Below are 12,044 nucleotides of genomic sequence, written 5' to 3' on the forward strand. Positions count from 1 at the left end.
CTATCTGGTCGGACCACATTCCCGATTCAGCCTTTTATTTTGCGCCTCCCCGCCTTAGGATAGGCCCATTATTTCGGGATCCGAATAAATGTGGCCACAAGGGAGGAACCGGATATGGCTGGCAAGAAGATATTGATGCTCGTTGGCGAGTTCAGCGAAGAATACGAGATTTTCGTCTTTGAACAGGCCATGCACGCGGTGGGCCACACCGTCCATGTCGTCTGTCCCGACAAGAAGGCCGGCGATATCCTGAAGACCTCGCTGCACGACTTCGAAGGCCACCAGACCTATACGGAAAAGCTCGGCCACGACTACATCCTCAACAAGACGTTTTCAGAGGTCAACCCGGCCGAATACGACGCCGTCTATGCGGCGGGCGGGCGCGGGCCGGAATATATCCGCATCGACAAGCGCGTGCAGGCGCTGGTGCGGCATTTCCATGAAACCGGCAAGCCGATCTTCACCATCTGCCACGGCGTGCAGATCCTGATCGCGGTCGACGGCGTGGTGCGCGGCCGCGAAGTCGCGGCGCTGCAATATTGCGAGCCGGAAGTCACGCTGGCCGGCGGCATCTATATCGATGTTGCGCCGACCGGCGCTCATGTCGACGGCAATCTTGTGTCGGCCAAGGGCTGGCCGGGCCTTGCCGCCTTCATGCGCGAATGCCTGAAAGTGCTGGGCACCGAGATCCGCCAGGGCGAGATCCTCATGCGCGACCAACGCCAGGCGGCTTAAGCTGGAATTTGCCCGCCGCACCCTTGGTGCGGCGGTGCGTCTACACGGCCATCCGCGCTTCGCGGAACGATACCAGTTTGCTGCGGCTCTCGTCCCACAGCGCCAGCTTGACGCAGCGCAGGCTGTCGAGAAGCGTGACGCGGCCGATCTCACGCAGCTCCGGATAGTCCCTCAGCACTTCCGGAAGCCGATAGCATGGCACCTTGGCCGAGAGGTGGTGCACGTGGTGGACGCCGATATTGCCGGTAATCCAGTTCAGCACCGGCGGCAGGTCGTAATAGGACGAGCCGTGCAGGGCTGCGTGCTGGAATTCCCACTCGGAGTCCTTTGTCCACTCCGTCTCCTCGAATTGGTGCTGGACATAAAACAGCCAGATGCCGGCCGATCCGGCGAGGATGACGATCGGCAAATGCACGACCAGGAACGCGCCAGGGCCAACGAACCAGATGAGCAGCGCGGCGATGACCGCGATAGCGAGATTGGTCGACATCGACGACACCCAGGGGGTGAGGCCGCCCCGCATCATGCCCAACGGCAATCTCTGCTCGAAAATGAAGATCCATATCGGGCCAAGGCCAAACATCACCAGCGGATGGCGATAGAGGCGATAGGCGAGCCGGCCCCGCCACGAAAGTTGCCGGTATTCGGCGACGGTCAGTGTCTTGATGTCGCCGGTGCCGCGCTCGTCGAGATTGCCGGCGCTGGCGTGATGGGTTGCGTGGGCGCGGCGCCAGCAATCGTAGGGCGTCAGCGTCAGCACGCCAAGCACGCGGCCGATCCAGTCGTCGGCATAGCGGTTGGCAAAGAAGGACCCGTGGCCGCAATCGTGCTGGATCATGAAGATCCGCACCAGAAAGCCGGCTGCCGGAAGGATGAGGACCAGACCCCACCAATGGCCATAGGCATAGGCGGCCGAGGACAGTGCCCACAGCGTGGCGAAGGGGATGAGGGTGATGGCGAGTTCGACGGCGCTGCGACGCCTGTCGGGCTTTTTATAGCGCGACAGGATTTTCAACCAGGCGCGCTTGCTGTTTGCCACAGCTTCGGGGGAAATCATGTTCATCATGAAACATAGGCGGAGCGGCGCGCTGCCGCAAGGCGGAGATCACGCAAAGTTACTGCGCGTAAATGTCGCGCGATAGCAAGGAATGCCGGCCACAATCGCCGGGCGCGGCGCCGGCAACGGCGCCTACCGACGGCGCCCGCCTGCGACCACCTTGGCTTCCACGCCGTCCAGGCGGTCGAGCAATTCCTTCAGACGGTCGGGAATATCGGACTCCGTGCGGAAGGCCGGCAAGGTGCGCAGAAAGCGCTTGGTCGCCTCGGTGCCGAGCTGGCGCCGGATATCGGCGGCGAGCCCGTCGCGTTTTTCGCCGTTCCTGCGGGGCATCATCTCAAAATCCTGTGTCGGCTTCGAAACTCTTCCAAGGGAGGAATGGTTCCCGCATTGTAGTAGCCTGGCAAGCAAAGCCGGCGGTCACGGTAAAGTTTGAATTAAAATCGAAAGGTTTGCGCGGCCCGCCATCAGGCCGCGGCAGCGGCTGCAGTAGCGCTTGCCCCTTGATTTTTGGCCGCTAAACCTCGATATCGGGCGCAAATCCACACCATTCGAAAATGACGGGAAACGGCGATGAGCGACCAGGCAAAAGACGAACGCGCGCCCGACGAAGCCGAGAAGACCGAGGCTGCCGCGGAGCCAAGGGAAGGCGGCGTCGACGGCGACTATGAAGCGCTTGTGCGGCTTCTGAAGGAAAACGAAGAGCTGAAGGATCGCGCGCTGCGCGTCGCGGCTGACATGGAGAATTTGCGCCGCCGCACCGCCCGAGACGTCCACGATGCGCGCGCCTACGCGGTCGCCAACTTTGCACGCGACATGCTGTCGGTGTCAGACAATCTGCGCCGTGCGCTGGATGCCATCCCGGAGGAGGCCAAGGGGTCCGGCGATGCCGGTTTCAAGGCGTTGATCGACGGCGTCGAGCTCACCGAGCGCGCCATGCTGTCGGCGCTGGAACGTCACGGCGTGAAGAAGCTCGAACCCGAGGGCGAGAAATTCGATCCGAATTTCCACCAGGCGATGTTCGAGGTGCCCAATCCCGACGTACCGGCCAACACGGTCGTGCAGGTCGTGCAGCCCGGCTATTCGATCGGCGAGCGCGTGTTGCGGCCGGCCATGGTCGGCGTGGCCAAGGGCGGCCCCAAGCATGTGGCAAGCGAAGCGCCGGTCGAGCCGGGGCCGGTCAACGAACAGGCTGAGAAGGATGCGTAAGTTAGGGGAGTAGGGGAATAGGGCAGTGCGGGAGTAGGGAATAACGCTACGCGGGTAAAGTAGAGCAATTGCCTACTCCGGCCGTTGCCTTCTCTCCGCCTACTCCCCTACTGCCTTATTCCCCTACTGCCCTACTGCCCTACTCAGGCAGCGAAGCGCTGCGCTTCCCCGCCATAATAATTGACGTAGCGGGCGCCGATCTCCTTGACCGGCATCACCACGAACACGTCGACGGTCGAGAATTCACGGTCGATGACGCAGCCGTCGCCAATGCGCGCGCCGACGCGCAGATAGCCCTTGACGAGCGGCGGCATCGCGGCGATCGCCGCCTTGGCATTAACGGCCTCGATCGGCATCAGGTCCATGGAACAATAGCGCCCGGCGACGGCACGCACGTCCCACGATGAATTCGTCCGGCAGTGGTGGGCAAGATAGGTCAGCGCCTCGGCATGTGCCGCCGGCACAGTGCCGTGGAACGACGCGCAGCCGGTCATCACGCCGATGCCGTAATGGTTGATATAGGCCCAGATGCCTTGCCACAGCGCCTCGATGGTGCGCTTCGAGCGGTATTCCGGCAGAACGCAGGAGCGGCCGAGCTCGAGGAAGCGCTGGCCGGGATGCCGCGCGATCAGCTTGGTCAGTTCGAATTCGCCTTCGGAATAGAAGCCGCCGGCGGCCGCGGCAATCTCCTGCCGCAGCAGGCGGTAGGTGCCGACGATGCGGCGATGCTCGGGGCCGGAAAGCGAAGTATCGAAGACCAGCAGATGATCGCAGAGGGGATCGAAGCGATCGGCATCGCGGCGGTCCTGCATCTGGAACAGGTCCTTCCTGGCACCAAGCTCGTCGTAGAACACCCGGTAGCGCACTTCCTGCGCGGCAGCGATCTCGGCCTCGTTGCGGGCGAGCCGCACTTCGAGATTGCCGATGCGGCCGAGCGATGCGCCTTTTATGACGGCATCGGCGTTCCGGCCGACGAGCAAAGGCCCGCTGGCGTTCGGCCGAGCATCACATTCCGGCATGACTGTATGCACGAGTGATTCTCCTTCGAGCCATCCCTCTTGGCACGGGGATACGGTGTAGGTGCAACAGGATTGTGACAGTACCGTGATACGGCTCTGCGGGCAATACTTCGTCGGCTGGGTAATCTATCAACCGTCTATGTTGTGCCTCAGGCGGCCACTTGCCCTTCGACCGCATGAACCAGGGCATCGGGGTCGAGCGGCTTGGTGACGAAGCCGCTGGCACCGTGAGCGAGCACGGCGTGGCGGGTCTTTTCCTGGCTGTCGGCCGACAGCACCATGATCGGCACCGGCGGCACCGCGGTCTCCTCCTCATGACGGCGGATGGCGGCGATGGCGTCCAGACCGTCCATGACAGGCATGTGCAAGTCCATCAGCACCACGTCGTAGCGGTGCTTGTGGCCGGAGCTGATGACCGCCTCGACGGCGGCTTTGCCGTTGCCGACCACTTTCACGCGATGCCCGGCCTTCAGCAGCGTGGCGCGAGCCAGCATGGCGTTGATGTCGTTGTCCTCGGCGATCAGCACCGACAGGCCCTGCTGGCGGGCGCCAATGGCGTGCCCAGCCTGCGCGCCGCGCTTTTGCGGTTGTGGCTCTGCGATGACCGGCGCATGGCTGGTCAAAAGCACGCGCAGCAATGTCTCGCCGCGCACCGGCCTCGCCAGGAAGGTGGCATAACCGTTGGCACGGAATTCGCCAAGCATGCCGCGGTCGGTCGGCGCGATCAGCGTCACCGCCTCGCAATCGGCAAATCCGCCCTGGCGCAGGCGCCCGAGCAGCCTGCCGTCGCTTTGCTCCATGGCAGCATCGATCAGCAGCACGTCGCAGCCCTCGGCGAAAGGGGTGGCCTGGGCGGCGGTGGTGGCCAGATCGACCGTGCCGCCATTGGCGCGAATGGTGCGGGCGATGGCTTCGGCCTCGACCAGGTTCTTCGACACGATCACCGCATGCCGGCCCGACAGCGGGTCCTGGCGGATCTGCGGCGCCTCGACGGCGGAAATAGCGGGGATATCGAAGACGAATTCGGACCCCTGGCCAAGCCGGCTAGACACAGAGATGGTGCCGCCCATGGCGGTCACCAGGCGCTTGGAAATGGCAAGACCGAGGCCGGCACCGCCATGCGCACGGGTCGAGGTGCCGTCAGCCTGTTCAAAGTCCTCGAAGATGCGCTCCATGTCCTCCTCGCGCAGACCGGGGCCGGTGTCGGTGATGGTGAAGCGGATGCGGTCGGTGGTTTCGGTGCGGACGCGGGCGATGCTTGCCAGGACGCCGCCGCTGTCGGTGAACTTGACGGCGTTGCCGATAAGGTTGAGCAGCACCTGCCTGACCCTGCCGGGGTCGGCGGTGATCAGCTGTGGCACGTCGGGTTCGACATGACAGCCTAGGCCGATATCCTTGGCAAAAGCCCGCGCCGCCAAAAGCTCGATGACATTGTCGGCGATCTCGCGCACCGACATCGGCTGCGGTTCGGGATCGAAGCGGCCGGCCTCGATCTTGGAATAGTCGAGCAGGTCCTCGATCAGCGCCAGCAGCGCGCTGGCCGAGGTCGAGATGGCGCCGACATAGGTCCGCTGCTCGGCCGAAAGGCTGGTGTCGGCGAGAAGCCGGGCCATGCCCATGATGCCGTTCATCGGCGTGCGGATCTCGTGGCTGACGGTGGCGAGGAAGCGCGATTTGGCCTGGCTCGCATGTTCGGCTCGCTCGCGGGCGGTGATCAGCGAGGATTCGGCGCGTTTGCGGGCAGTGATGTCACGGGCGATGGCGCGATGCGAAACGGCGCCGCTGTCCTTGTCGCGCACCGACAGCTCGATCCAAGAGAACCAGCGTGGGCCGTCCGGCGTGCGAATGGCGACATCGGTGGAACTCAGGCATTCATGGTCGGAAAAGGCGGCGTCGGGGACGATGCCGACATCGATGCCTAGTTCGGCCAGGGTCTTGCCGGCAAGGTCGCGCTGGTCGGTTTCGACAAGGTCGGCGAAAACCTTATTGGCGTAGACAATGTGGCCGTCGCGGTCACGATGGACGACGAGATCGCCGAGTGCATCGATCAGACCGCGAAAGCGCTCCTCGCTCTCCTGCATCTCCCACATGCGGTCGGCCAGCGTCTCGATCTCTGCGCGGCTGCGGGCGGTCGTGGCATCGAGATGGGCCACCGCGCGGCGCTCGGTGCGCCTGTTGCGCAGATGCATGGCGAGCCCGGCGATGGCTGTCGCCAAAAGGCCAATGGTGATGAAGATCGGCGCTCCGGTCAGATGCGACAGGCCTGCCAGCACGACGATGGCGACGAGAGTCAAGAAGGGCAGGCCGTGGCGGTTGGCGTCCGGCAATTCCGGCGCCAGCGGTGGCGCGGCGACAAGCTGCCGCCCTGGCGCCTCTGGGGCCGCCCCGTCGGCCCGTTCGGCTGGTTCCGCCTCTCTGATGCCGGGTTCCGCAATCATACGGAATTCCTGCCAGACAGAGCTTATTGAAGGTTGTGGTTGATCGCTCGAATTTTAGCGGTCGCGCGCTTTTTTCCCTTTGGGGGCTCACATGTCCACCACCACGCGGCCGCGGATCTTGCCCTCGACGATATCATGCGCGGCGCCGATGATGCCGTCGAAGCCGATGCTCGTCGACAGGCTGGCAAGCTTTGCGTGATCGAGATCGGTGCCGATGCGGCGCCAGGCCTCGATGCGGACCGCCTTGGGCGCCATCACCGAATCGATGCCGAGCAGGGAGACGCCGCGCAGAATGAAGGGGGCGACGCTGGCCGGCAGGTCCATGCCGCCGGCGAGGCCGCAAGCGGCGACGGCGCCGCCATAGGAGGTCATCGACAGTACGTTGGCCAGCGTATGACTGCCGACAGCATCGACGCCACCGGCCCAGCGTTCCTTGGCGAGCGGTTTTGCCGGCTGGGCAAGCTCGTCGCGTGAAATCACTTCCGCGGCGCCAAGATCTATCAGATAGGGGCTTTCGGCAGCGCGGCCGGTCGAGGCAATGACGTGATAGCCGAGGCTGGACAGGATCGAGACCGCGACCGAGCCGACGCCACCGGCAGCGCCCGTCACCACCACCGGGCCGCGATCGGGCACGATGCCGTGGCGCTCCAGCGCGATGACGCAAAGCATGGCGGTGTAGCCGGCGGTGCCGACCGCCATTGCATCATGCGGTCTCATGCCGTCCGGCAGCGGCACCAGCCAGTCGCCCTTGACGCGGGCGCGTCCGGCAAAGGCGCCGAAATGCGTCTCGCCGACGCCCCAGCCGTTCAATATGACCTTGTCACCCTTGCGCCAGTCGGGATTGGAAGACGAGATGACGGTGCCGGCGAGATCGATGCCCGGCACCAGCGGCCAGCGGCGGATCACCGGCGCCTTGCCGGTAATCGCAAGGCCGTCCTTGTAGTTCACCGTCGTCGCCTCGACCGCGACGGTGACGTCGCCCTCCATCAGGTCTGCCTCGGTAAGCTCGGTCACCGCGACCGACTGGTTTTTCTCGGCGTCGCGCGAAACGAGGATGGCTTTGAAGGTTTTGGGCATTTTTTCTCCTCGGGCTTGCAGATCAGAATGTGCGGCGCCAGGCGAGTGAGGTCAATCGCTCGACGTTCCGCGCCGCCAGCCAATGAGTTCGTCGAAGACGACCAGCACGGCACCGACCGAAATGAAGGCGTCGGCGAGGTTGAAGACGGCGAAGGACCAGACCGGCGTATGAAACAGGATATAGTCGATGACGTGGCCATAGGCAGCGCGGTCGATCAGGTTGCCGAGCGCGCCGCCGACGATCAGTGCGAAGCCGATGCGGGCAAGCAGGTGGCCGGGCGGCGTGCGGGCCGCAAGATAGAGCACGAAAGCGACCACCAGAACCGCGACGACCACCAGGCCGGTGTCGCCGAAGGACGAAAACAGCGAGAACGCGATGCCGGTGTTGTAGGTGCGGTACAGCGCCAGGAACGGCAGCAGGTCGAGCCGTTCCTGAAAGGCAAGGCCGGTTTCGACCAGATATTTCAGCCACTGGTCGAGCGCTATCGCGGCGACGACCAGAAGAGCATAGGGCCTCCAGGACTTCATGGTTTGCAGTTTCACGGTTTGGGATGTCACGATCTGGCGTCCTCCGGGCCGAGCTTCAGCGTGCCGCGCCGGATCTCGAACAGCATGACGCCGGTGGCCACCGCAAGGTTGAGCGAATCGGCGCGGCCGGCCTGCGGTATCCGCAGCAGCTTGTCGCAGCTTGCGGCAAGCTCGTCAGGCAGGCCTTGCTGCTCGTTGCCCATCATCAAAAGCACCGGGCCTTTTGAAAAATCGACCGAGCGGTAGTCGACCGCACCCTTCAGATGGGTGCCGGCGACAAGGCCGGGAAAGCTCTTTCGCCAGGCGAGAAAAGCCTCGGGCGTCGCCTTGGCGACCGGCACGGCGAAAATCGAGCCCATGGTGGCGCGCACCGTCTCGACCGAAAAGGGATCGGTGGTCTCGCCGACCAGGATGACGCCCCTGGCGCCGACAGCGTCGACCGTGCGGATGACGGTACCGAGATTGCCGGGGTCGCGCACGCGCTCGAGCGCCACCCAGACGTCGCCGTCACTGGCGCGGATATCTTTCAGCGGCAGCAATTTCTGCGAGAACACGCCGACGACCATTTGCGGATTGTCGCGGCGGGTGATGGCGACCAGCACCTTTTCCGAGACTTCAAGTACGGTGCCGCCGGCGGCGACCGTGCGCGCCGCGACCTTTTCGACCGCCGCATTGCCGCGCCCGGCCTTGGCGAAGACCAGCGTCCTGATCGACCAGCCGAGATCGAGCGCGTCAATAACCAGCTTCAGGCCTTCGGCCATGAAGGCATTCTGCTGGTCGCGGAATTTCTTCACCGCGAGCGCCTTGATGTCCTTGATCAGCGGATTGGCGAGGCTGGTGACTTCCTTCACCTGCCCTGGCGCGCCCGCGTGCCGTTCGTACGCACTCATTCAGGCCACCCAGCGTGAGAACAGCGAGGTCGAAAGTGCCCGACCGGCAGATTTCTCGCGGATGATCAATTCGCCCGATTCGACCGTGCCGCCCATGCCGGCGAAGGTGTCGCGCATCAGGGCATGGATGGCGAAAAAGGAGGCGCGGATCGAATAGGCGGTCAGTACCACGGCGAGCGGCTTCGGCGTCAGGATCGCGCGGCAGATATCGGTCAGCGCCGGCAGGTCCTCTAACAGCTGCCAGACCTCGCCTTTCGGTCCGCGGCCATAGGCGGGCGGGTCGAACAGGATGATGTCGTAGCGGCTGCCGCGGCGCTCCTCGCGTTCGGCGAATTTCACGGCATCGTCGACGATCCAGCGGATCGGCTTTTGCGACAGGCCCGCCATCTCCTGGTTTTCGCGCGCCCAGCCGATCGCCTTCTTGGAAGCATCGACATGCGTGACCTCGGCGCCGGCACGCGCCGCCACCAGGGAGGCAAGGCCGGTGTAACCGAACAGGTTCAGCACCTTCACAGGCCGTTTTGCCGCCGCGATCAGTCCGGCCATGTGATCCCAGTGCGAGGCCTGCTCGGGAAAGACGCCGACATGGCGAAACGACGTGAAGCGGCCGAGATAGTCGATGCCGTCGTGCTTCATCGGCCAGGTCTCGCCGAGCGGCGTCTTGGGGAAGCGCCAGCGGCCGATGCCTTCCTCGTCGGTATCGCCGGTGAAAATGGCGTCGGCGCGCTCCCAGTCCCTGGCCGGCAAAGCCTTTTGCCAGATCGCCTGGCCTTCCGGCCGAACGATGCAGTAGGGACCGTATTGCTCGAGTTTTTCTCCGGCGCCGCTGTCGAGCAGCGCGTAGTCCTGATTGGGGCCGACCTCGAGGATCACCGGCAGATGTTCGGCAGGCAGCGCGCCATCGCGGCGCGAGAGCAGGCGTGGCGCGGCTTTCGGCTCGGACCGGTCCTGCAGTTTAGGCTCCGAACCGGCGGTCAGGCCGGTGTCGCGCCGCCGCGGCTGCTCCGCCCCGCCCTTCGCGGACGGGCGGCTGTCGCGGCGTTTGTCGCGAAAAGGTTTCAAGAAGGCGCATCTCCGGAAGGCGGCTTGGCCGCTTCTGCCACAGCACATTGACCGGCGCAACAAAAGGGCTGCCGACGTGTGCAACCGCATCAGCCGCGCCTGATCGACAGCAGGCCGATTGCGAGCGCTATGAAACCAACGGCCTTGAAGCCGGTGACGACCATATGGCCGGTTTCCCAGCGGCTCCGAATAGTTTCGAAATTGTCCGGGATCGGTCCAGACACCCAAGTGGCCAGGACATCGTTTGCCGGTTTGACCAGGGTAAACCACGCCACGAGGGCCATCAGATAAAGCACGGTGGCCGCCAAGACCCACCAGAATACCGGGCGATCGCTGCGCAGCATCCAAGCGAGGAGGCCCGGACAGACGATCGCCGCCACGTCCAGCGGCGCGCCGACAATCGCGAAGAATTGGAACTGAGCATTGAAGACAGTGGTTTCACGCCAGAGCGAAGGCGACCATCTGGTCAGCCGCGGCACCGATTCCAGCACGTGGGCGAAGGACGGCCCAAGGCTGAGCGCAGCGACGATGGCGCTCAAAACCGACCAGAACAACAGAAAACCGCGTATATCCATAATGGCCAGACAACGGCGTCAGACCGCAGACGTTCCGGTAGGCGATCATCTCGCTTGCCGCCGAAACCGCAGGCGCACTATCGTCCATTCAAATTGGGCATCCATCCAAACCGGGTTGCGATCCATGTCCCGCGCCGAACGCCTGCTCGACCTGATCCAGATCCTGCGCCGGCATCGCCGGCCGGTGAGCGGCCGCAGCCTTGCGGGCGAAATGGGTGTGTCGATCCGCACGCTGTATCGCGATATCGCCACGCTGCAGGGGCAGGGCGCGCCGATCGAGGGCGAGGCGGGGCTGGGCTACGTGCTCAGGCCAGGCTTCATGCTGCCGCCCTTGATGTTCACCGATGAGGAGATCGAGGCGATCGTGCTCGGTTCGCGCTGGGTGGCCAAGCAGCCGGACTGGCGGCTTGCGAACGCCGCCACCGACGCGCTGGCCAAGATCGCCGCGGTGCTGCCGGACGATTTGCGCGAAGAGCTCGATGCCTCGACGCTGCTGGTCGGGTCGCGCACCGAGGTCACAGAAGGCATCGATCTCGGCGTGGTGCGGCAGGCTATCCGGGAGGAGCGCAAGCTGAGCTTTGTCTATCGCGACGCCGGCGGCGCTGCCTCCGAGCGCACCGTCTGGCCGTTCGCACTCGGCTTCTTCGACAAGGTGCGCGTCGTCGCGGCCTGGTGCGAGATGCGCCAGGATTTCAGGCACTTTCGCGCCGATCGGATATCCGGCCTCAACGCCACCGAGATGCGCTATCCGCGCCGCCGTCAGGTGCTACTCAAAGAATGGCGGGCGACGCTCGACACGCCAAGCTAAGGCTGCTGCTCAGTTAAGACTGCTGCCAGAATCTGGCAGTGGCGTACGCTATGCTCCTCCAGTCGAAACCATCTGGAGAGCAATTCATGACACCGCCCAATTTCGTCATCCTCTATGTCGACAAGCCTGAGCAAAGCGGCGCCTTCTACAGCGAGCTGCTTGGGCGGCAGCCGGTCGAGACCTCGCCGACCTTCGTGCTGTTCGTGCTCGACAACGGCTTCAAGCTCGGTCTCTGGTCGCGTCACACCGTGGAGCCGGCCGCCGCGGCAGCAGGCGGCGGCGCCGAGATCGTCTTTGCGCTGGACACGCCGGATGCCGTCGACGCCACCCATGCCGAGTGGGCCGGCCGCGGGCTGAAAATTCTGCAGACGCCGACCGACGTGGATTTCGGGCGCACGTTTGTCGCGCTCGATCCGGACAACCACCGGCTGCGGGTCTATTGGCAAAGGGAGTAAGGGAGGAGGGCAGTAGGGGAGTAGGGAGTAGGGGAGTAGGGCAGTAAGGGAGTACGTGACAGGAAATATAGCTGGCGCGGCGCCGCACGATCAGTACGGTTTCCTACTCCCCTACTACCCTTAGCCCATTCACCCCAACAACACACCTCCCCAAAAGACAGAGGCGGAATAAAAACTCGCAGCAGCCGGCC

The 12,044-nt window shown here is 64.3% G+C and carries 13 protein-coding genes; 4 read left to right on the forward strand and 9 right to left on the reverse strand.

The genetic code is table 11. The features are described 5' to 3' along the window. The first annotated feature begins 114 nt into the window (after nt 1-114). The gene (locus tag NKJ40_RS24825) at nt 115-735 is read left to right on the forward strand and encodes a DJ-1/PfpI family protein (protein ID WP_352468335.1); all 621 of its coding nucleotides are present in this window, start codon (nt 115-117) and stop codon (nt 733-735) included. A 40-nt stretch (nt 736-775) separates the two neighbouring features. Here NKJ40_RS24825 and NKJ40_RS24830 read toward each other — a convergent pair whose 3' ends face one another. Together NKJ40_RS24830 and NKJ40_RS24835 are read right to left on the reverse strand one after the other, a co-directional pair. Further along, a complete protein-coding gene (locus NKJ40_RS24830; protein ID WP_023675248.1) occupies nt 776-1,798 on the reverse strand; it encodes a fatty acid desaturase in 1,023 nt (340 codons plus the stop codon). 126 nt (nt 1,799-1,924) lie between these two features. Next, complete coding sequence (locus NKJ40_RS24835; protein WP_023675249.1) at nt 1,925-2,128, reverse strand: hypothetical protein; 204 nt, start codon at nt 2,126-2,128, stop codon at nt 1,925-1,927. Nucleotides 2,129-2,365: 237 nt separating this feature from the next. Here NKJ40_RS24835 and grpE point away from each other — a divergent pair, with 237 nt between their 5' ends. Continuing rightward, nucleotides 2,366-3,001 carry a nucleotide exchange factor GrpE gene (gene grpE, locus NKJ40_RS24840; protein WP_352468336.1) on the forward strand — a complete coding sequence of 212 codons (636 nt, stop codon included), beginning with the start codon at nt 2,366-2,368 and terminating at the stop codon, nt 2,999-3,001. Between the two features lie 143 nt (nt 3,002-3,144). On the opposite strand, the gene olsB is transcribed toward grpE, so the two are convergent. The 7 genes from olsB to NKJ40_RS24875 form a co-directional block, all read right to left on the reverse strand. Further along, nucleotides 3,145-4,020 carry a l-ornithine N(alpha)-acyltransferase gene (gene olsB / locus NKJ40_RS24845; RefSeq protein ID WP_292664606.1) on the reverse strand — a complete coding sequence of 292 codons (876 nt, stop codon included), beginning with the start codon at nt 4,018-4,020 and terminating at the stop codon, nt 3,145-3,147. A gap of 149 nt (nt 4,021-4,169) precedes the next feature. Beyond that, on the reverse strand, nt 4,170-6,458 hold the full coding sequence (locus NKJ40_RS24850; RefSeq protein WP_352468337.1) for a PAS domain-containing hybrid sensor histidine kinase/response regulator: 2,289 nt from the start codon (nt 6,456-6,458) through the stop codon (nt 4,170-4,172). Between the two features lie 87 nt (nt 6,459-6,545). Continuing rightward, nucleotides 6,546-7,535, reverse strand: coding sequence for an acrylyl-CoA reductase (NADPH) (acuI, locus tag NKJ40_RS24855; RefSeq protein ID WP_292665188.1), 990 nt, complete (start codon nt 7,533-7,535; stop codon nt 6,546-6,548). Nucleotides 7,536-7,586: 51 nt separating this feature from the next. Next, nucleotides 7,587-8,063 carry a signal peptidase II gene (lspA, locus tag NKJ40_RS24860; protein WP_352468343.1) on the reverse strand — a complete coding sequence of 159 codons (477 nt, stop codon included), beginning with the start codon at nt 8,061-8,063 and terminating at the stop codon, nt 7,587-7,589. Between the two features lie 26 nt (nt 8,064-8,089). Then, nucleotides 8,090-8,953: a TrmH family RNA methyltransferase gene (locus NKJ40_RS24865; RefSeq protein WP_352468338.1), complete on the reverse strand. Its 864-nt coding sequence runs from the start codon at nt 8,951-8,953 to the stop codon at nt 8,090-8,092. Further along, nucleotides 8,954-10,015 (reverse strand): RsmD family RNA methyltransferase, encoded by a 1,062-nt coding sequence (locus NKJ40_RS24870; RefSeq protein WP_352468339.1) that lies wholly within the window; start codon nt 10,013-10,015, stop codon nt 8,954-8,956. Nucleotides 10,016-10,104: 89 nt separating this feature from the next. Continuing rightward, entirely contained in the window at nt 10,105-10,590 is a 486-nt protein-coding gene (locus NKJ40_RS24875; protein WP_352468340.1) for an anthrone oxygenase family protein, read from the reverse strand. A gap of 124 nt (nt 10,591-10,714) precedes the next feature. Between NKJ40_RS24875 and NKJ40_RS24880 the strand changes: the two genes are divergently transcribed. Continuing rightward, the gene (locus NKJ40_RS24880) at nt 10,715-11,398 is read left to right on the forward strand and encodes a helix-turn-helix transcriptional regulator (protein ID WP_352468341.1); all 684 of its coding nucleotides are present in this window, start codon (nt 10,715-10,717) and stop codon (nt 11,396-11,398) included. An 86-nt stretch (nt 11,399-11,484) separates the two neighbouring features. Next, on the forward strand, nt 11,485-11,853 hold the full coding sequence (locus tag NKJ40_RS24885) for a VOC family protein (protein WP_352468342.1): 369 nt from the start codon (nt 11,485-11,487) through the stop codon (nt 11,851-11,853). Nucleotides 11,854-12,044: the final 191 nt, after the last annotated feature.

Origin of the sequence: Mesorhizobium sp. M0119 (assembly GCF_040322615.1) — a bacterium.
GTDB lineage: Bacteria > Pseudomonadota > Alphaproteobacteria > Rhizobiales > Rhizobiaceae > Mesorhizobium.

What these genes read in the sequence shown, in the direction of transcription:
- NKJ40_RS24825 (WP_352468335.1), top strand. Translation starts at nt 115, where the DNA reads ATGGCTGGCAAGAAGATATTGATGCTCGTTGGCGAGTTCAGCGAAGAA.
- NKJ40_RS24830 (WP_023675248.1), bottom strand. Translation starts at nt 1,798, where the DNA reads ATGAACATGATTTCCCCCGAAGCTGTGGCAAACAGCAAGCGCGCCTGG.
- NKJ40_RS24835 (WP_023675249.1), bottom strand. Translation starts at nt 2,128, where the DNA reads ATGATGCCCCGCAGGAACGGCGAAAAACGCGACGGGCTCGCCGCCGAT.
- grpE (WP_352468336.1), top strand. Translation starts at nt 2,366, where the DNA reads ATGAGCGACCAGGCAAAAGACGAACGCGCGCCCGACGAAGCCGAGAAG.
- olsB (WP_292664606.1), bottom strand. Translation starts at nt 4,020, where the DNA reads ATGCCGGAATGTGATGCTCGGCCGAACGCCAGCGGGCCTTTGCTCGTC.
- NKJ40_RS24850 (WP_352468337.1), bottom strand. Translation starts at nt 6,458, where the DNA reads ATGATTGCGGAACCCGGCATCAGAGAGGCGGAACCAGCCGAACGGGCC.
- acuI (WP_292665188.1), bottom strand. Translation starts at nt 7,535, where the DNA reads ATGCCCAAAACCTTCAAAGCCATCCTCGTTTCGCGCGACGCCGAGAAA.
- lspA (WP_352468343.1), bottom strand. Translation starts at nt 8,063, where the DNA reads ATGAAGTCCTGGAGGCCCTATGCTCTTCTGGTCGTCGCCGCGATAGCG.
- NKJ40_RS24865 (WP_352468338.1), bottom strand. Translation starts at nt 8,953, where the DNA reads ATGAGTGCGTACGAACGGCACGCGGGCGCGCCAGGGCAGGTGAAGGAA.
- NKJ40_RS24875 (WP_352468340.1), bottom strand. Translation starts at nt 10,590, where the DNA reads ATGGATATACGCGGTTTTCTGTTGTTCTGGTCGGTTTTGAGCGCCATC.
- NKJ40_RS24880 (WP_352468341.1), top strand. Translation starts at nt 10,715, where the DNA reads ATGTCCCGCGCCGAACGCCTGCTCGACCTGATCCAGATCCTGCGCCGG.
- NKJ40_RS24885 (WP_352468342.1), top strand. Translation starts at nt 11,485, where the DNA reads ATGACACCGCCCAATTTCGTCATCCTCTATGTCGACAAGCCTGAGCAA.